This is a genomic window from Flavobacterium wongokense, from assembly GCF_021608265.1.
GTDB lineage: Bacteria > Bacteroidota > Bacteroidia > Flavobacteriales > Flavobacteriaceae > Flavobacterium > Flavobacterium wongokense.
Window position 1 is genome coordinate 33,375 of sequence record NZ_JAKIHP010000005.1, and the last position, 18,455, is coordinate 51,829.

The following is an 18,455-nucleotide window of genomic DNA, read 5'->3' on the forward strand; positions in this document are numbered from 1 at the left end:
AATTAATTTGCTTGTGTGTTATCTAATTGTCCTAATACGATTGTAACGTGGTTAGAACGTTTTCTAATTCTGTGTGCTCTTCCTTGTGGAGCTGGACGAAGTCTTTTCAACATCATTCCACCGTCTACACGGATTTCTTTTACAATTAAGCCTGCTTCAGCTACATTACCTTCTGCGTTTTTCTGCTCCCAGTTGTTGATTGCAGATAACAAAAGTTTCTCTAGTTTTCTTGAAGCTTCTTTAGAGCTAAATCTTAATATATTTAAAGCTCTTTCCACTTTCTGACCTCTTACCAAGTCCGCTACTAAGCGCATTTTTCTAGGTGAAGTAGGGCAGTTATTCAATTTCGCGAAAGCAATAGACTTATTAGCCTCTTTTCTCGCATCTGCTGTTTCTCTTTTACGAACTCCCATTGCTTCTTATTTTTTACCTTTATTTTTTGCTCCAGCGTGACCTCTAAAAGATCTAGTTGGTGAAAACTCTCCTAATTTGTGTCCTACCATGTTCTCAGTTACATAAACCGGAACAAATTGACGACCATTGTGAACTGCGATAGTTTGTCCAACGAAATCTGGTGTAATCATTGAAGCTCTAGACCAGGTCTTAACAACTCCTTTATTTCCTCCAGCGATATTCTCCTGAACTTTCTTATCTAATTTATAGTGAACAAATGGTCCTTTTTTTAATGAACGTGCCATGTCTATCTAATTATTTCTTTCTGCGTTCTACAATATACTTGTTGCTCGGGTTAACTTTAGAACGAGTTCTGTAACCTTTAGCTGGTAAACCTTTTCTAGAACGTGGGTGACCTCCAGATGAACGTCCTTCACCACCTCCCATAGGGTGATCAACCGGGTTCATTGCTACTGGTCTTGTTCTTGGTCTTCTTCCTAACCATCTTGTTCTACCTGCTTTACCAGATACGATCAATTGGTGGTCAGAGTTAGAAACAGCTCCAATTGTTGCTGAACAGGTAAGCAAGATCAATCTTGTTTCACCTGATGGCATTTTGATTGTAGCATATTTTCCGTCTCTTGCCATTAATTGAGCAAACGTTCCAGCCGAACGAGCAATTACAGCTCCCTGACCTGGACGTAACTCGATGCAGGAGATTACAGTTCCCAATGGAATCTTGCTCAATGGCAAAGTGTTTCCAATTTCAGGAGCTGCATCTTCTCCAGATACAACAGTTTGTCCTACTTGCAGACCATTTTGAGCAACGATGTACGTTTTCTCTCCATCTACATACCACAATAATGCGATAAAAGCAGTTCTGTTTGGATCATATTCAATTGATTTCACTGTAGCTGGAATTCCAACTTTAGTTCTTTTGAAATCAATCATACGATACCTTTGCTTGTGACCACCGCCTGTATAACGCATGGTCATTTTTCCTTGACTATTTCTACCTCCTGAGTTTTTTATCGGTGCTAATAATGAACGCTCCGGCTTATCAGTCGTGATGGCGTCAAAACCATTCACAACTCTAAAACGCTGACCAGGGGTAATAGGTTTTAATTTTCTAACTGACATTGTTATTAGATATTATTATAAAAATCTATTGTTTCTCCTTCTTTTACTTGTACTACAGCTTTCTTGTAACTGTTAGTTTTTCCGCTGATTAAACCACTTTTTGTATATTTAGTAGTTCTATCAGCTCTATAGTTCATCGTGTTAACGGTAACAACTGAAATTCCGTAAGCAGCTTCGATAGCTTTCTTAATCTGAACTTTGTTTGCTTTTTTGTCAACAACAAAACCAAAACGATTGAAAACTTCACCTTCTTTGGTGATTTTTTCCGTGATGATAGGCTTAATTATGATACTCATGGTCTAATTATTTGCTTAAATTTTCAACAATTCCTTCCAAAGAACCCTCTAAAAGAACTAAATTGTTAGCATTTAAAATTTCGTAAGTGCTTAATTCTGAATTAGTTACAACACTAGACGCTTTCAAATTACGTGACGACAAATATACATTTTTATTTGAATCACCCAACACAAACAAAGATTTTTTGTTTTCTAACCCTAATGCTTTCAAAACATTAATGAAATTTTTAGTGTTTGGTGTCTCAAAATTGAAGTCTTCAACAACTACTAAATTTGATTCTTTTGCTTTGATAGAGAAAGCCGATTTACGAGCTAATCTCTTAACAGTTTTGTTCAATTTGAAAGAGTAGCTTCTTGGACGTGGTCCGAAAACTGTACCTCCACCTTTGAACAATGGACTTTTCTTAGATCCTGCACGAGCAGTACCTGTACCTTTTTGTTTTTTAATCTTACGCGTTGAACCTGCAACTTCAGCTCTTTCTTTAGCTTTGTGCGTTCCTTGTCTTTGATTAGCTAAGTATTGCTTAACATCAAGATATACTGCGTGATTATTTGGCTCAATGCCGAATACTGAATCAGAAAGCTGTACTTTTCTTCCAGTATCTTTTCCTGTGATATCTAAAACTTTTACTTCCATTACTTCTGAATGATTACATAAGAGTTTTTGTGTCCAGGAATTGCTCCTTTAACAACAAGTAGGTTCTTTTCAGCAACTACTTTCAAAACTCTAAGATTTTGTACTTTTACATTATCTCCTCCCATTCTTCCTGCCATACGCATTCCTTTGAATACACGTGATGGATAAGAAGATGCTCCTACAGAACCTGGCGCTCTCAAACGGTTGTGCTGACCATGTGTTGCTTGTCCAACACCACCAAAACCGTGACGTTTTACAACACCTTGAAAACCTTTACCTTTTGATACACCTTGTACATCAACAAATTCTCCTTCGCTGAATACTTCCACAGTGATATTATCACCTAATTTGTAATCTTCTTCAAATCCTTGGAATTCAACGACTTTTTTCTTAGCAGATGTTCCCGCTTTTTTAAAGTGACCTAAGTCCGCTTTAGTAGCGTGTTTTTCTGCTTTGTCATCGAAACCAAGCTGAAGAGCTGCATACCCGTCAACCTCATTGGTTCTGACTTGGGTAACGACACATGGACCAGCTTCGATTACTGTACAAGGAATGTTTTTCCCGTTTTCATCAAAGATGCTTGTCATGCCGATTTTTTTTCCAATTAACCCAGACATATTAAACTATTTATAATTATTACTTGTTTACTTTTTTAATAAAGAAATAAGTATCAGAAATAAATTTACTTCTGATACTCATTTCAGAAACTTGTTTCGTTATACTTTGATTTCTACTTCAACTCCACTTGGCAATTCAAGTTTCATTAAAGCATCGATAGTTTTCGAAGAAGAACTATAGATATCTAGTAATCTTTTGTATGAACTTACCTCAAACTGCTCTCTCGCTTTTTTGTTAACGTGTGGAGAACGTAATACGGTAAATATTTTTTTGTGAGTTGGTAACGGAATTGGACCTGTTACAACAGCACCTGTGCTTTTCACAGTTTTTACGATTTTCTCAGCTGATTTATCCACCAACATGTGATCGTAAGATTTTAATTTTATTCTAATTTTTTGACTCATCTTGTTAAAAATTAAGCGTTACCTTTTGCTTTTTTGATTACTTCTTCAGAGATGTTAGAAGGAGTTTGCTCGTAGTGAGAGAATTCCATTGTAGACGTAGCTCTACCTGAAGATAATGTTCTTAATGTTGTAACATAACCAAACATTTCAGATAAAGGCACATTAGCCTTAATGGTTTTCGCGCCATTTCTGTCACCCATGTCATTCACCTGACCTCTACGACGGTTGATATCACCTACGATATCTCCCATGTTTTCTTCTGGTGTAATAACTTCCATTTTCATGATAGGCTCAAGAATTACAGCTCCTGCTGCTTTTGCAACTTCTCTATAACCCATTCTTGCTGCCAATTCGAAAGAAAGAGCATCAGAATCCACAGGGTGGAAAGATCCGTCCAATAAAGTAACTTTCAAACTATCAACCTGATATCCAGCTAATGGACCAGTTTTCATAGCTTCTCTAAATCCTTTTTCTACAGATGGGATATATTCTTTAGGAACGTTACCACCTTTTACTTCGTTAACGAACTGTAAACCTACCGGTACTTTTCCGTCAACTTCGTCAGCTGGCTCCAATCTAAATACGATATCACCAAATTTACCACGACCTCCAGATTGTTTTTTGTAAACCTCTCTGTGTTGTGCCGATTTTGTGAAAGCTTCTTTGTACTCAACCTGTGGCTCACCTTGGTTAACCTCAACTTTGAATTCACGTTTCATACGATCTACAAGGATGTCTAAGTGTAACTCACCCATACCTGAAATGATCGTTTGACCTGAAGCCTCGTCTGTTCTTACTGTAAATGTTGGATCCTCTTCAGCTAATTTTGCCAAAGCCATACCCATTTTATCAACGTCAGCTTTAGTTTTTGGCTCGATAGCGATACCAATTACCGGTGCTGGGAATTTCATTGACTCAAGAATGATTGGGTGTTTTTCGTCACACATTGTATCTCCAGTCTTGATATCCTTAAATCCAACTGCAGCTCCAATATCTCCTGCCTCGATGTACTCGATTGGGTTTTGTTTGTTAGCGTGCATTTGGTAGATACGGGAAATTCTTTCTTTGTTTCCTGAACGAGTGTTTAGGATGTATGAACCTGCATCCAAACGACCTGAGTAAGCACGGAAGAAAGCCAAACGACCAACATAAGGGTCAGTAGCAATCTTAAATGCCAAAGCTGCGAACGGCTCTTTTACATCAGGACGACGTAAGATTTTCTTTTGATCTTCTTCTAATAATTCAGCATCATCAGGGTGAATACCTTCGATACCTTCCTTATCCAAAGGAGATGGCAAATACTTACATACAGCATCCAACATGAACTGAACTCCTTTGTTTTTGAAAGAAGAACCGGCAATCATCGGGATGATAGCCATGTCAATTGTAGCTGCTCTTAAAGCGTTGTTGATTTCTTCCTCAGTGATAGAGTCTGGATCTTCCATGTACTTATCAAGTAGGTTTTCATCATAATCAGCAACTGCTTCAATAAGGATGTCTCTGTATTGTTTTACCTCTGCAACCATATCAGCAGGAATGTCAACGATATCAAAAGTTGCCCCTTGAGTTGCATCATGCCATACGATAGCTTGGTTTTTTACTAAATCTACAACTCCTTTAAAGTCATTTTCCTCACCAATTGGCAAAGTAATGGCAACAGCGTTAGATTTTAGCATATCCCTAACTTGTTGACAAACCATTAAGAAGTTAGAACCCTGACGGTCCATTTTGTTTACGAATCCCATACGTGGAACTCTATATTGATCAGCAAGCCTCCAGTTAGTTTCTGATTGTGGCTCAACACCATCAACAGCAGAAAACAAGAAAACCAATCCGTCCAATACACGTAACGAACGGTTTACCTCTACGGTAAAGTCAACGTGTCCTGGGGTATCAATAATGTTAAAGTGGTAATCCTGAGAAGTTGGTAATGGTTTACCCTGCTCAGTTGGAAAACTCCATTCACAAGTTGTTGCAGCAGAAGTAATGGTAATACCTCTTTCCTGCTCTTGTGCCATCCAGTCCATTGTTGCAGCACCATCGTGCACCTCACCAATTTTGTGTGATTTTCCAGTATAGAATAATATACGCTCAGTTGTTGTTGTTTTACCAGCATCAATGTGAGCCGCGATTCCGATGTTTCTTGTAAATTTTAGATCTCTAGCCATTTCTTAAATATTAAAATCTGAAGTGAGAGAATGCTTTGTTTGCTTCTGCCATTTTGTGAGTATCCATTCTCTTTTTAACAGCAGCACCTTCTTCTTTAGCCGCAGCTAAGATTTCTGAAGCTAATTTACCTGACATTGATTTTTCATTTCTTTTTCTTGCATAAAGTATCATCCACTTCATGGCCATAGAAATTTTTCTGTCTGGTCTGATTTGCATTGGGATTTGGAATGTAGCTCCACCTACTCTACGACTACGTACTTCTACGTGAGGCATAACGTTTGTTAAAGCATCTTTCCAAACTTCTAATGATGATTTTTCATCATTGTTCTTTTTTGTTTCTACAATTTCCATAGCATCATAAAATACTTTGAAAGCTGTTGATTTCTTACCATCCCACATTAAGTTGTTTACAAAACGTGTTACTAACTGATCGTTGAATTTCGGATCTGGTAAAAGTGGTCTTTTCTTTGCCGCTCTTTTTCTCATGTCTTTACTTTAAAGTTTTTAGATTACTTTTTTGCTTCTTTTGGGCGTTTAGCACCGTACTTAGATCTTCTTTGTGTTCTTCCTGCTACACCTGATGTGTCAAGCGCACCACGCACAATGTGGTATCTAACTCCTGGTAAATCTTTTACCCTTCCGCCTCGCACTAATACTATCGAGTGCTCTTGTAGATTGTGTCCTTCTCCTGGGATGTAAGCATTCACCTCATTTCCATTAGTCAAACGTACACGCGCTACTTTACGCATTGCAGAGTTTGGTTTTTTTGGAGTAGTAGTGTAAACACGCGTACAAACACCTCTTCTTTGAGGACAAGAATCTAAAGCAACCGATTTACTCTTCTTAGTGATCTGAGTTCTTCCTGTTCTTACTAATTGTTGAATTGTTGGCATAATTAAATACTAATTTTTCTTTATTTATTAAATTCCCGCTTTTTTAGGGGTTGCAAATGTAGTAATTATTTTCAATGAAACAAATCGTAATTAATTAATTTTCAAACAAATTCTATTTAGATTCGATTAACAACAATAAAAACAGATTTTTTGCGTTATTTTGAAGCAAACAACTAACCGATTTGAAAAAGATTTTCGTCCTTTTTTTGCTAATTATCAACTTTTGGAATTCCGTTGCACAGGAATTTCAGCTGAAAATTGTCGGCAAAAATGAAACTGAAAACAAAATTATTGACAGTATTGGATATGTTTCAAAACACAAAAACACCAAATCCATCATTGACGAGAACAATTCCTTTTATGAAAAACTCACTAAAAAGGGATATGCCGAAAGCGAATTCCTGGAAAACTTCAAGCAAAATGACTCTGTTTTCATCTTCAAATACAGCCTCGGAAAAAGGATAAATTATGCACGCATATATATAGGTAGAAATTTTCAGGAAAATGTCGCTGCAAATTACACGGTTAAAAAAGATACTTTGATTCTCGCGTATGAAGAAATTGAAGGGTTTTTAACTGCCACTTTAAAAAAACTGGAAACCAATGGTTTTTCAATGGCCAAAGTCAAACTGGTCAATATCCAAAAATCAAAAGATTTCATTATCGCCGACCTATCGATTACTACCGAGATCAAGAGACAGGTTAACGACATTGTGATTAATGGTTATGACAAATTCCCATTCAGCCACAAAAAGAATATCCTCCGCTTATACCGCAATAAAGTTTTCAATCAAAAAAACCTGGACCGGCTTTACAATGATTTTGAGAAATTCCGATTTGTCAAACAAAGCAAATACCCTGAAATCCTTTTTACCAAAGATTCCACAAAAATTTATGTCTACCTCGAAAAAACAAAACCCAATACTTTTGATGGTTATGTTGGCTTTACCAATGATGAAAATAAAAAAGTGGTTTTTAGCGGCTATGTTGATTTGACCCTGAACAACATACTGAATTCGGGAGAAAAATTTGCCTTATACTGGAAAAGTGACGGACAGGACCAAAAGACATTCAATTTAGGGGTTGAACTGCCTTATATATTCAAAAGCCCGCTTGGCCTAAAAGCCCAATTGAATATTTTCAAACAGGACAGCACTTTTCAGAATACAAAGACGGCAATAGACTTAGGTTACTATTTCAATTACAACACCCGTTTATATTTGGGCTATCAATCTACTGAATCGAGCGATATCCAAAATGCAAACACGGCAAGCCTGAGCGATTTTGAAAATTCCTTTATCACAACCGCATTTGAATTTGTCGATTTTAAGAACGATGATTTTCTTTTCCCCGAGAAAACGTATTTTGATTTAAAAATCGGAACCGGAAAAAGAGATTCCAAACTCCTTTCCGACAGCCAATTTTTTGGAAGCCTGTTTTTAAAGCACAATTTCTATCTGAACGACAAAAACATTGTCAATATTAAAACGCAAAATTTTTACCTGCAAAGCAGCAATTACATTGTTAACGAACTCCAGCGGTTTGGCGGGATAAATTCAATACGAGGTTTTAACGAAAACAGCCTGCAGGGAAATTTATTCGGTTCCATTCTTTCCGAATACCGCTATGTACTTTCTCCAGGATTGTACGTCCACAGCATTATTGACTATGGATACCTTCAGGACAAAACATCAGAAAGCAATCAAAACCTTCTTGGTCTTGGTTTTGGCTTTGGCCTTTTTACCAAAAACGGATTATTCAATCTTGTTTATGCCAATGGAAGCACGAATAATCAAGCCATCAAACTCTCCAATTCCATTGTCCACATTAGTTTTAAAGCTAATTTCTAAAAACCGACAATGTATGCACGCATACAAATGTTAAAAAAACGTGTAGTTCGTCGATTCTTTATTGCGGATTTCGGACATTTTTTGATGATTTTTTAAGCATTTTTAACTAGCTTCTAGCTGTTTATAAACTTTAACAGCGAATTTTAACTTTTCATTAGGATTTTTAATAATTTTTTAGCAATTTTGGAACACTAATTATAACCAAAATAAATAATGAAAACAAAGTTAAACGGATTCCTAACGTTATTCATAGCGTTATTGGTGCAAATTTCTTTTGCACAAGACAGGGTAGTTTCTGGTGTTGTTTCAGACAACAGCGGTTTACCACTTCCTGGAGTAAATGTCCTTGTTAAAGGAACTGCGATGGGTACCCAAACCGATATTGACGGTAAGTACTCCATCAAGGCAGAAGCAACTCAAACACTGGTGTTCAATTTTGTCGGGATGAAATCGCAAGAAGTCTCAGCTGCTTCAACCACTGTCAATGTGACAATGAAGGAAGATGCTGTTGAACTTGAAGGTGTTGTTGTGACCGCTTTAGGTGTTAAAAGGGATAAGAAATCCCTGGGTTACGCCACGCAAGAAGTTAAGGCTGCCGATTTAAAATCAGGAACAGCGGGAGGAAACTTCATTAACGACTTGTCTGGAAAAGTTGCCGGAGTTCAGGTTAGAAGAAACAACAACTTTGGAGGTTCAACCAACTTGGTTTCCAGAGGGGTTAAAAGTTTAACCGGAAACAACCAGATGCTTATCGTAGTTGATGGGGTTCCAGTAAACAACTCTAACACCAACTCAAAAGCACAAACCAATGGTAGAGGTACCACTTTCGATTATGGAAACACTGCAACCGACATCAATCCTGAAGACATTGAATCAGTAAACGTTTTAAAAGGAGCTGCTGCGAGTGCCTTGTATGGTTATCAGGCAGGTAATGGTGTTTTAATGATTACCACCAAAAAAGGAAAAGCCGGCAAAAAAGGTTTAGGAGTTACTTTTACTACTGAAGCCGTTGTTGGAAGCATTGATAAAAGCACTTTTATCGAATATCAGAAAAAATATGGAGCAGGTTATGGATTGTACTATGGTCCGGACGAAGATGCCTATTTTAACCAGGATGATATTGATGGAGACGGAACACAGGATCTTTTAGTTCCATTCTACGAAGATGCTTCGTTTGGAGCTCCATTTGATGGACAAATGGTTTATCAGTGGGATGCGTTTACCCCTTATTCTCCAAACTTTGGTCAAAAAACCGAATGGAGAGCAGCTAAAAATGGCCCGATTGAATTTTTTGAAACTCCGCTTTCATTAAACAATTCCATTTCCTTAGAAGACGGAAATGAAAAATCAAACTTTGTTTTCAACTACAGTAATTTGAAGCAAACTGGGCTTATGCCAAATAGTGAAATCAAGAAAAACAATTTCAGTATTAAGTTAAACCACAACCTAACTGACAGGTTTACACTTTCTGTTTTTGCAAATTACAATGTTCAAAAAGCGGTTGGTAGAAACTCTACCGGATACAATGACAACATTATGTCCAACTTCCGTCAATGGTGGCAGACTAACGTGGATATCAAATCACAACAGCAGGTTTACAATGCTTCAGGAGGACAAAACGTTACCTGGAACATTAAATCGCCAACCGATTTATCTCCGGCTTACTGGGATAACCCATATTTCCAACGTTACCAAAACTATCAAAATGACAGCAGGGACCGATTCTTAGGTTATGCTAAATTGGATTATAAAGTAAACAATTGGTTAACTGCAACAGCTCGTATTTCTACTGATACCTATTCAGAAATCCAGGAAGAAAGAAGAGCTATTGGTTCGGTTGCAGCAGAATTTGGTGTGCCAAATGCTGACAACGTACGTTTTGATCAAGGTTCAGGATACCAAAGATTCAACAAAACGTATCGTGAAAATAACTATGATTTGATTTTCAATTTCAAAAAAGATTTTGGAAAAATCAACTTAACCGGTTTATTAGGAGGATCTATCAACAGAATTGACAACAACAGTATCTTTGCTTCTACCAATGGTGGTCTTATCGTTCCTGGAGTATACAGTTTACTGAACTCTCAACAACCTATTTCCGATCCTTTGGAATTAAGAGTTCCTGAAGGAATCAACAGTTACTACGGTCAGGTGTCTTTTGGGTATGACGATTTCCTTTTCCTTGATGGAACAGTGAGACGTGATGCTTACTCTACACTACCTGAAGACGATAACGTAAGTACATATCCTTCTATCTCAGGAAGTTTATTATTCTCTAATCTAATCAAACAAAGCTGGTTGTCATTTGGTAAATTCAGATTAAACTGGGCGCAGGTAGGAAATGGTGCTCCAGCACAATCTTTGGCTGACAGCTATGCTAAATTCCCTGCTTTTGACGGTAACGGTTTATTCTCTGTAAACTCAATCAAAAACAATCCTGATTTGAGACCAACAGTAACATCAAGTTATGAAGCTGGTTTGGAAATGCAGATGTTTGACAGAAGATTCGGTTTTGACATCAGTTACTATCGTTCTTTGAGTGATGACCAAATTTTCAGGGTTCCTTACTCTGAAGCAACAGGTATTACTTCAAGATTGGTAAACGCAGGTTCTATCGAAAACAAAGGTATCGAGTTACAATTGAATGGTACTCCGGTTAAAACGGCTAATTTCCAATGGGACATTAACGTGAACTGGGCAAGAAACAGAAATGAGGTAGTTTCATTAGCTGATGGAATTGACAACTTACAGTTAGGTAGTTTCCAAGGTGGTGTTACCATTAACGCTTCTGTTGGTCAGCCTTACGGTATCATCAAAGGTTCTGATTTCACTTATTTGAATGGTGAAAAAATCGTTGGTGCTAATGGCCGTTATGTATTGAACAACAGTTCTAACAACAACATTGGTGACATCAACCCTGATTGGACTGGTGGTGTTAGAAACAAATTCACTTACAAAGATTTTGCATTCAGTTTCTTAATTGACATGCAAAAAGGAGGAGACATCTTCTCATTAGACAGATACTATGGTTTGGCTACAGGTTTACCTAACGAAACTGCTGAACTTAACGACCTTGGAAATCCAATCAGAAACCCTATAACTGGTGGTCCTGATTCAGGAGGTATCATCCTTCCGGGTGTTTTTGCTGACGGAACTCCAAATGACGTAAGAGCTCCTGGACCAGAATTCTTCGGAAACAGCTACGGTTACAGAAGACAGCCTAACAGAGCATTCGTATATGATGCTTCTTACATCAAGTTAAGAGAGGTTTCTATATCATACAGCTTCCCTAAAAAATGGGTAGACAGTTTGAAGTTAGAAAATATGAAATTCAGTTTAGTTGGTACCAACTTATGGATCATTCATAAAAATCTACCAGACGCAGACCCGGAAAGTGGATTAGGTTCAGGTAACTTATCATCTGGTTATTCTGTTGGATCATTACCAACTACTAGAAACATTGGATGTAACTTAACACTTAAATTTTAATTTATGAAAAAGATATTTTTATTTCTGTTTGTCTTTGCCGGATTATATTCTTGCTCTGACGATATTACAGATCTTAATGAGGACACCGTTAATCCAACAGAGGTTCCTGCTGAGTTTTTGTTTACCAATGCTCAGAAAAACATGGTTGACCAAATGGTCAGTACCAGTGTAAACTTTAATGTTTTCAGATTGTTTACCCAACAATGGACTGAAACAACTTACACTGACGAAAGTAACTATGACGTTGCTACAAGAACAATTCCTGACAATCACTGGCAGGTTATTTACAGAGACGTTCTAAGGGATTTAAAAGAATCAAGAACCGTTTTGGCTGAAGAAGTATACACTGGTACTCCTGCAGAAATTGCTACTCAGGAAGCTGAAAGAATCAACAAAGGACACGTTATCGACATCATGAGTGCTTATGCATATTATGTATTGGTAGACACTTTTGGAGATGTTCCTTACACAGAAGCTTTAGATCCGCTTGAGCATCCGCTTCCTAAATATGATGATGGTGAAACGATCTACAAAGATCTGATTGCTAAGTTAACTGCGGCTTCTCATGGCCTTGATACTAATTTCGGAAGTTTTGGTTCACAGGATTTAATGTATGGTGGTGATACTGCTCAATGGCAGAAATTTGCAAACTCTGTACGTCTGCAAATGGCTATCAACTTAGATGACATCGATCACACTTATGCTTCAGCTCAGGCACTTGCTGCTGTAACTGACGGTGTGATTGTAGACAACGCAGACAATGCAAGCCTTACTTATTTGTCAGCTCAACCAAATACAAATCCAATTTATGTAGACGTAGTTGCCAGCGGAAGGGATGATTTTGTTCCTACTGCTACAATTATTGAACAAATGAACAATTTGAATGACCCAAGAAGAGCAATGTATTTTACTCAAATTGGTGGAATCTACGAAGGTGGAGAACCAGGATCAAGTAACAACTTCGCCAACTTCTCTCACATTGGACCTATGATTTTAGAGCCAACATTTGAAGGTTTGATTATGGATGCAGCACAAGTTGAATTCCTTTTAGCTGAGGCTGTTGAAAGAGGAATCGCTGTTGGCGGTTCTGCAGAATCTCACTACAATGCTGCAATTACAGCATCTATGGATTACTGGGGTGTATCTGGTGCCGATCAGGCAGCTTACTTAGCGCAAACAGATGTTGCTTACACAACAGCAACAGGAACATGGCAGCAAAAAATTGGAGAACAGGCTTACCTTGGTCTTTACAATAGAGGTTTCGAATCATGGACATCTTTCAGAAGATTGGATTTCCCTGTATTGATTGCTCCTGCTGATGCTAATGAGACTGAAGTCCCAACAAGATTAACCTATCCTGCAAGAGAGGAAACTTTAAATGCAACGAATGTTGAAGCTGCTATCACTGCAATTGGTGGAAATACGTTAACAACTAAATTATTCTGGGATATCCATTAATCCTTAAAATACTTTATAAACTATAAAACCATCCCAAAACGGGATGGTTTTTTTATATCTTTGCGCCATGGAAAAAGAACATCAAATCTTCGGGATTAGGGCAATTATCGAAGGAATACAATCGGGTGCAGCTATTGATAAAGTGTTTATCCAATCAGATACACAAGGTGATTTAATGAAGGAACTTATGAAGGTGATGAAACAAAAAAGCATCAACTTCTCCTATGTTCCTGTTGAAAAACTTAACCGATTAACCTCGAATAACCATCAGGGTGCTGTAGCCACCATATCCCCCATTGCTTTTCATGATTTGGAAACATTAATTGAAAAAGTATTGGAAAGTGGAAAACCTCCTTTGTTCTTAATTTTGGACCAACTAAGCGATGCCCGAAATTTTGGTGCCATTATCCGTACTGCTGAATGTACCGGGGTTGACGGAATCATTGTTCAAAAAGCAGGTTCTGCTCCTGTGAATGGCGATACCGTCAAAACATCTGCAGGTGCTGTCTTCAATGTTCCCATCTGTAAAGTGGAACACATTAAGGATGCAATTTTCCATCTTCAGGGAAGCGGAATAAAAACTGTAGCCGCTACCGAAAAAACGGACCAAAACATTTATGATATTTCACTCAACGAGCCCGTGGCAATTATCATGGGGAGTGAGGACCGCGGAATCAATCCATCAGTATTGAAAATTGTAGATGAAAAAGCCAAACTTCCTATGTTTGGAACCATTGGCTCACTAAATGTTTCTGTTGCGTGCGGTGCTTTCTTATATGAAACCGTAAGACAAAGACAATAATTACTCTTTAGGTGTTTGATTTGAGTTGTAAAAATACTTTACTTCAATTGGGGTAATTTCCTCAATTACCTCTTCTGGCGGTGGCGGATTTACAAAGTTCCCATTTTCATCAAAACGTTTCATGAATGGATCATCCTGTGGATCAAAATCGGGTTTTTCCCAAGGGTATTGTATAGCCTTGACATAATCGGGAGTCTTGAAATATCTGGCAAATAGGTAACCTGTTATTAATCCTCCTAAATGGCCTTCCCAGGAAATATTATTCCCAACCTGTGGAAAGACATACCAAATCATTCCCCCATAAAATGTCACGACAGTCAATGACAATGCTATCAAACGAAAGTATTTTGACATTATTCCTTTAAAAAAGATAAAGGAAACCAAAACATAAATCAGGCTGCTTGCACCAATATGATAGGAGTTTCTTCCAATAACCCAGGTTATCAGCCCAGAAAGCAGTATGCCAAAGAATATAACCTTAAGCGAAATATCCCTGTAAAAATAAATCAGCGCTGTGGAGAGTATAAAAAGGGGTAGCGTGTTATTGGCAATATGCTTTAAGTCTCCATGCAGAAAAGGGCTAAAGAGAATTCCCTTTAAACCTGAAACAGTTCTTGGCAAAATACCAAACATCGTCAAATCGACATTGAAAATGTTTTCAAATAGAAAAACAGCCCAAATCACAACAATCAATAAAGAAGGAACAAGCCAAACCGATGGTGTAAACTTAAAATGATGGTAATCATTATACATACCTAAAAATTTAAATGCATTCTGCCCTGCTCAAAAATGCAGCCAAAGTTAAAAATAATGATATTTTGGCAGAAATAGCTATTTTTACAACATGGAAGCACCACTAGCCGAGCGCATCAGGCCACAACGTTTAGAAGATTATATCAGCCAGTTACACCTCGTTGGCGAGAATGGTTCACTGACGCAGCAAATTGTCCGTGGCGTAATTCCTTCGATGATTTTTTGGGGTTCTCCGGGAACCGGAAAAACCACTTTGGCCCAGATTATTGCCAAACAGAGCAATCGCCCATTTTATGAGCTGAGCGCCATAAACAGCGGTGTAAAAGACATTCGCGACGTTATTGACAAAGCCAAAATGAGCGGTGGTTTGTTTACCGCAAAAAATCCGATTTTGTTTATTGATGAGATTCACCGGTTCAGCAAATCACAGCAGGATTCGCTTTTGGCCGCGGTTGAAAAAGGCTGGATCACACTCATTGGTGCCACAACAGAAAATCCAAGTTTTGAAGTCATTCCTGCGCTTTTGTCACGTTGTCAGGTTTATGTGCTCAATCCGTTTTCAAAGGAAGATTTGCTTGCTTTATTGAATAGGGCGATGAAGCAGGACGCCTTTATGGCATCCAAAAAAATCAAGCTAAAGGAAACCGAAGCCTTGCTCAGGCTTTCGGGCGGTGATGGACGCAAACTATTAAATATCTTTGAACTTGTTGTAAACGCAAGCCCTGAAGGCCAAATTACCATTACCAACGATAAGGTAATGGAATTGGTTCAGCAAAATACGGTGCTTTATGACAAAACCGGTGAACAGCATTACGATATTATTTCGGCTTTCATAAAATCAATCCGCGGAAGCGATCCAAACGGAGCTGTATATTGGCTGGCGCGAATGATTGAAGGTGGCGAAGATGTGAAATTCATTGCCCGACGCATGTTGGTTTTATCCAGTGAAGATATTGGAAACGCAAACCCGACAGCTTTCATTATGGCCAACAACACGTTTCAGGCGGTTTCAGCCATTGGAAATCCCGAAAGCAGGATAATCCTAAGCCAATGTGCGGTATATCTGGCAACCTCTGCTAAAAGCAATGCAAGCTATATGGCGATTAGCGAAGCGCAGCAAACCGTAAAACAAACCGGTGATTTATCGGTTCCCATTCATTTGCGGAATGCGCCAACCAAATTGATGAAGGAATTGGGTTATGGCGAAGAATACCTGTATTCGCATAATTATGCCAACAATTTTACCGAACAGGAATATTTACCCGACGAAATCAAAAGCACGGCCTTTTACAAACCCGGAAATAATGCGCGGGAAAATGAGCTTCGCAATTTCCTTAAAAATCGCTGGAAAGATAAATACGGCTATTAGAATTTCAGGTTCAGGGATTCTGAAACGAGTTTTCCATTGGCATAAAATTCAAAAAACCACTGCCCTTCTTTGTTAATCACAACCCCGTTTACAGCATCCTTATTGGCAATGAATACATTTTTTTGTGAAGTGTTGAACAAACGCATAATGACTCTTGGTTCGTTGTTTACAACCTGAAAACCATTTGCAGTTGGTTGGGCAAAATAAAAAGTTTCCGGATTTTTTGTTGCAGCTGAAGTTGGCGTTGCTTCTATTATTTCAAGGCTTTGTGCTTTGTTTGCCAATTTCTCTGAAAGATTAGTCTCGGTGACACTTCCATTTTTCCCATTGTATTTGTAATTCAGGCTTTCAAACGATTTCCCAGCCTCACGCAATGCCTGATTGAAAGCTATCGCAAGATCTTTCTCGTTACTTTTTCCAAAAGCAGTTTCGTAAAGGACTTTTTCACTGCAATCCTTGAGCACCACTTTTATTTTGGTAGCAAAAACGTTGCTTTCCTTAACCAAGTCGGCATGGAGTTTATTGCAATTGGAGTTTATAATTTCAAAAGGAAGCGTTTCTGTTTCAAGATAAGACTTGAAACCATATTTCTGCAACAACATCTTAACACTATTATTCAGGTTGAACTTATTGCTTTCGCTGAAAATACTGAATTTCTGAGGCACAACTACGTATTGATAGTCATTAACACTTTGCGAAAAGGCATGGCTTGATATCAAAAGCAATAGCAGGACAATCTTCTTCATTATAATATGTTTTTTAGTTCCAACAAATGATTTATTTTTCTAATGCCGCCAACATCATGGATTCCCTTTTCGTCAAATAATATGGCTTCCATGCCAAATTCAATTGCTCCGCGCACGTCAGCATCGATGCAGTCTCCAATCATTATGGCGTTTTCCTTTTTGACGTTAGCCAAAGATAAAGCAAATTCAAATATATTGCGGTGTGGCTTCTTTACGCCTGCCATTTCCGAATTGGTAATGGTTTTGAAATAATTCCCCAAACCCGAATTGTTTATTTTCTTTCCCTGTACCTCAGCAAATCCATTAGTAATGATGTGCAGATTGTATTTTGGTTGCAAATATTTTAAAATTTCTATTGCTCCGTCGAACAATTGGTTGTTGTCTGGCAGGAATTCAATGTAATCATGCGAAATCCGATTGATTTCCTCATCGGAAATATTATAATCCATAGCATCGAATGACTGCCTCAAGCGATTATAACGCAATTCCTCGTGGGTGATTTTATCAACCTGATACAATTTCCAGCATGCCTGGTTTATCGGCGCGTAGATTTCGATGAACTTTTGGGTGTCAATGGTTGGATAATGCTGCCTGAATATTTTGTCAAAGGCCAAAATCGAATTTCTGTCAAAATCCCAAAGCGTGTGGTCTAAGTCAAAAAAAATGTCTGTTATGTTTTTCATTTTAAAAAATGCCTTCGTCCTGAAAACTGAAATAACCTGTTTCGGTAATAATGACATGGTCAAGGATTTTGATGTCCAATTGATCTCCTGCCAGTTTTAGTTTTTTGGTTATTTCCCTGTCGGCGTCACTTGCCAGCAATTTTCCCGAAGGATGGTTATGCGACAAAATTACGGAAGTAGCATTATGTTCCAATGCGGTTTTGAAAATTAATCGCACATCTACCACTGTTCCTGTAATGCCACCTTTTGATAGTTGGGATTTGTAAATTACCTTATTGGAATTATTTAAATAAAGTACCCAAAATTCCTCATGCGGCAGTTCGCCGATAAGAGGCTGCATGATTTCGAAAACGGCTTTGCTTGAAGTTATTTTTTGGAGTTCAACAGATTCTTCCGCCCTGCGCCTTCTCCCCAATTCCATTGCTGCGGTAATTGAAATGGCTTTCGCCTCTCCTATTCCTTTGAATTCCATTAGTTGCTTTAATGATAATTTTCCCAAAGCATTGAGGTTATTGTCTACGCTCGACAAAATCCGTTTGCTCAAACCCACAGCACTTTCGTTCCTGCTTCCCGAACCTATGAGAATGGCAATGAGTTCGGCATCGCTCAAAGCTGTTTTACCTTTGAGCATTAGTTTTTCGCGGGGCTTATCATCTTCTGCCCAGTGTTTTATGGAAAAATTCTGATCCAAAACAAATACTTTATCAGATTCAAATCTAAACACTTAAAAAATGGAAACCGTCTACTTTTTGTTC

19 protein-coding genes are annotated in these 18,455 nt (G+C 38.1%); 5 read left to right on the forward strand and 14 right to left on the reverse strand.

Translation table 11 applies throughout. The features are described from left to right. Positions 1-2: 2 nt before the first annotated feature. From rplV to rpsL, 10 genes are all read right to left on the reverse strand, one after another. A complete protein-coding gene (gene rplV / locus L1S31_RS12305) occupies positions 3-413 on the reverse strand; it encodes a 50S ribosomal protein L22 (RefSeq protein ID WP_171222652.1) in 411 nt (136 codons plus the stop codon). Positions 414-419: 6 nt separating this feature from the next. Next, positions 420-698, reverse strand: a complete 279-nt coding sequence (rpsS, locus tag L1S31_RS12310; RefSeq protein ID WP_007136562.1) for a 30S ribosomal protein S19 — start codon at positions 696-698, stop codon at positions 420-422. A gap of 10 nt (positions 699-708) precedes the next feature. Next, positions 709-1,533: a 50S ribosomal protein L2 gene (gene rplB, locus L1S31_RS12315; RefSeq protein ID WP_236465037.1), complete on the reverse strand. Its 825-nt coding sequence runs from the start codon at positions 1,531-1,533 to the stop codon at positions 709-711. A 5-nt stretch (positions 1,534-1,538) separates the two neighbouring features. Then, a complete protein-coding gene (rplW, locus tag L1S31_RS12320) occupies positions 1,539-1,829 on the reverse strand; it encodes a 50S ribosomal protein L23 (protein WP_236465038.1) in 291 nt (96 codons plus the stop codon). Between the two features lie 7 nt (positions 1,830-1,836). Continuing rightward, positions 1,837-2,466: a 50S ribosomal protein L4 gene (rplD, locus tag L1S31_RS12325; RefSeq protein ID WP_236465039.1), complete on the reverse strand. Its 630-nt coding sequence runs from the start codon at positions 2,464-2,466 to the stop codon at positions 1,837-1,839. Further along, the gene (gene rplC / locus L1S31_RS12330; protein ID WP_236465040.1) at positions 2,466-3,083 is read right to left on the reverse strand and encodes a 50S ribosomal protein L3; all 618 of its coding nucleotides are present in this window, start codon (positions 3,081-3,083) and stop codon (positions 2,466-2,468) included. Before rplC ends, rplD begins: the two co-directional genes overlap by 1 nt. A 99-nt stretch (positions 3,084-3,182) precedes the next feature. After that, entirely contained in the window at positions 3,183-3,488 is a 306-nt protein-coding gene (rpsJ, locus tag L1S31_RS12335) for a 30S ribosomal protein S10 (RefSeq protein WP_026710316.1), read from the reverse strand. 11 nt (positions 3,489-3,499) lie between these two features. Continuing rightward, complete coding sequence (gene fusA, locus L1S31_RS12340) at positions 3,500-5,656, reverse strand: elongation factor G (RefSeq protein ID WP_236465041.1); 2,157 nt, start codon at positions 5,654-5,656, stop codon at positions 3,500-3,502. A gap of 10 nt (positions 5,657-5,666) precedes the next feature. Beyond that, positions 5,667-6,143 (reverse strand): 30S ribosomal protein S7, encoded by a 477-nt coding sequence (gene rpsG / locus L1S31_RS12345; RefSeq protein ID WP_236400946.1) that lies wholly within the window; start codon positions 6,141-6,143, stop codon positions 5,667-5,669. Between the two features lie 23 nt (positions 6,144-6,166). Further along, positions 6,167-6,550: a 30S ribosomal protein S12 gene (rpsL, locus tag L1S31_RS12350; protein WP_007136570.1), complete on the reverse strand. Its 384-nt coding sequence runs from the start codon at positions 6,548-6,550 to the stop codon at positions 6,167-6,169. A 182-nt stretch (positions 6,551-6,732) separates the two neighbouring features. On the opposite strand from rpsL, the gene L1S31_RS12355 reads away from it, so the two are divergent. The 4 genes from L1S31_RS12355 to rlmB all read left to right on the forward strand — a co-directional run bounded on the left by L1S31_RS12355 (position 6,733) and on the right by rlmB (position 14,149). Further along, positions 6,733-8,400 carry a BamA/TamA family outer membrane protein gene (locus L1S31_RS12355; RefSeq protein ID WP_236465042.1) on the forward strand — a complete coding sequence of 556 codons (1,668 nt, stop codon included), beginning with the start codon at positions 6,733-6,735 and terminating at the stop codon, positions 8,398-8,400. A gap of 213 nt (positions 8,401-8,613) precedes the next feature. Beyond that, on the forward strand, positions 8,614-11,889 hold the full coding sequence (locus tag L1S31_RS12360; protein WP_236465043.1) for a SusC/RagA family TonB-linked outer membrane protein: 3,276 nt from the start codon (positions 8,614-8,616) through the stop codon (positions 11,887-11,889). Between the two features lie 3 nt (positions 11,890-11,892). Next, positions 11,893-13,347: a SusD/RagB family nutrient-binding outer membrane lipoprotein gene (locus L1S31_RS12365; RefSeq protein ID WP_236465044.1), complete on the forward strand. Its 1,455-nt coding sequence runs from the start codon at positions 11,893-11,895 to the stop codon at positions 13,345-13,347. 67 nt (positions 13,348-13,414) lie between these two features. Then, on the forward strand, positions 13,415-14,149 hold the full coding sequence (rlmB, locus tag L1S31_RS12370; RefSeq protein ID WP_236465045.1) for a 23S rRNA (guanosine(2251)-2'-O)-methyltransferase RlmB: 735 nt from the start codon (positions 13,415-13,417) through the stop codon (positions 14,147-14,149). Here the strand turns inward: rlmB and L1S31_RS12375 are convergent, their stop codons facing one another. Next, entirely contained in the window at positions 14,150-14,902 is a 753-nt protein-coding gene (locus L1S31_RS12375) for a rhomboid family intramembrane serine protease (RefSeq protein WP_236465046.1), read from the reverse strand. A gap of 91 nt (positions 14,903-14,993) precedes the next feature. On the opposite strand from L1S31_RS12375, the gene L1S31_RS12380 reads away from it, so the two are divergent. Continuing rightward, a complete protein-coding gene (locus tag L1S31_RS12380) occupies positions 14,994-16,271 on the forward strand; it encodes a replication-associated recombination protein A (protein WP_236465047.1) in 1,278 nt (425 codons plus the stop codon). Here L1S31_RS12380 and L1S31_RS12385 read toward each other — a convergent pair. Genes L1S31_RS12385 through radC form a run of 3 tightly spaced genes read right to left on the reverse strand, consistent with a single transcriptional unit; the run spans position 16,268 to position 18,391 of the window. Continuing rightward, the gene (locus L1S31_RS12385) at positions 16,268-17,017 is read right to left on the reverse strand and encodes a hypothetical protein (protein WP_236465048.1); all 750 of its coding nucleotides are present in this window, start codon (positions 17,015-17,017) and stop codon (positions 16,268-16,270) included. The two genes, L1S31_RS12380 and L1S31_RS12385, sit on opposite strands and share 4 nt — an antisense overlap. Beyond that, positions 17,017-17,700 (reverse strand): YjjG family noncanonical pyrimidine nucleotidase, encoded by a 684-nt coding sequence (locus tag L1S31_RS12390; protein ID WP_236465049.1) that lies wholly within the window; start codon positions 17,698-17,700, stop codon positions 17,017-17,019. The genes L1S31_RS12385 and L1S31_RS12390 overlap by 1 nt, the downstream gene beginning before the upstream one ends. A gap of 1 nt (position 17,701) precedes the next feature. Then, positions 17,702-18,391, reverse strand: a complete 690-nt coding sequence (gene radC, locus L1S31_RS12395) for a RadC family protein (protein ID WP_236465050.1) — start codon at positions 18,389-18,391, stop codon at positions 17,702-17,704. Positions 18,392-18,455: the final 64 nt, after the last annotated feature.

Excerpts from the sequence above, each read along its gene's own strand:
- rplC (WP_236465040.1), bottom strand. The coding sequence starts at position 3,083 with ATGTCTGGGTTAATTGGAAAAAAAATCGGCATGACAAGCATCTTTGAT.
- L1S31_RS12380 (WP_236465047.1), top strand. The coding sequence starts at position 14,994 with ATGGAAGCACCACTAGCCGAGCGCATCAGGCCACAACGTTTAGAAGAT.
- L1S31_RS12375 (WP_236465046.1), bottom strand. The coding sequence starts at position 14,902 with ATGTATAATGATTACCATCATTTTAAGTTTACACCATCGGTTTGGCTT.
- L1S31_RS12390 (WP_236465049.1), bottom strand. The coding sequence starts at position 17,700 with ATGAAAAACATAACAGACATTTTTTTTGACTTAGACCACACGCTTTGG.
- rplB (WP_236465037.1), bottom strand. The coding sequence starts at position 1,533 with ATGTCAGTTAGAAAATTAAAACCTATTACCCCTGGTCAGCGTTTTAGA.
- fusA (WP_236465041.1), bottom strand. The coding sequence starts at position 5,656 with ATGGCTAGAGATCTAAAATTTACAAGAAACATCGGAATCGCGGCTCAC.
- rpsL (WP_007136570.1), bottom strand. The coding sequence starts at position 6,550 with ATGCCAACAATTCAACAATTAGTAAGAACAGGAAGAACTCAGATCACT.
- rplV (WP_171222652.1), bottom strand. The coding sequence starts at position 413 with ATGGGAGTTCGTAAAAGAGAAACAGCAGATGCGAGAAAAGAGGCTAAT.
- rpsS (WP_007136562.1), bottom strand. The coding sequence starts at position 698 with ATGGCACGTTCATTAAAAAAAGGACCATTTGTTCACTATAAATTAGAT.
- rpsJ (WP_026710316.1), bottom strand. The coding sequence starts at position 3,488 with ATGAGTCAAAAAATTAGAATAAAATTAAAATCTTACGATCACATGTTG.
- rplD (WP_236465039.1), bottom strand. The coding sequence starts at position 2,466 with ATGGAAGTAAAAGTTTTAGATATCACAGGAAAAGATACTGGAAGAAAA.
- L1S31_RS12360 (WP_236465043.1), top strand. The coding sequence starts at position 8,614 with ATGAAAACAAAGTTAAACGGATTCCTAACGTTATTCATAGCGTTATTG.
- rlmB (WP_236465045.1), top strand. The coding sequence starts at position 13,415 with ATGGAAAAAGAACATCAAATCTTCGGGATTAGGGCAATTATCGAAGGA.
- rpsG (WP_236400946.1), bottom strand. The coding sequence starts at position 6,143 with ATGAGAAAAAGAGCGGCAAAGAAAAGACCACTTTTACCAGATCCGAAA.
- L1S31_RS12365 (WP_236465044.1), top strand. The coding sequence starts at position 11,893 with ATGAAAAAGATATTTTTATTTCTGTTTGTCTTTGCCGGATTATATTCT.
- rplW (WP_236465038.1), bottom strand. The coding sequence starts at position 1,829 with ATGAGTATCATAATTAAGCCTATCATCACGGAAAAAATCACCAAAGAA.
- L1S31_RS12385 (WP_236465048.1), bottom strand. The coding sequence starts at position 17,017 with ATGAAGAAGATTGTCCTGCTATTGCTTTTGATATCAAGCCATGCCTTT.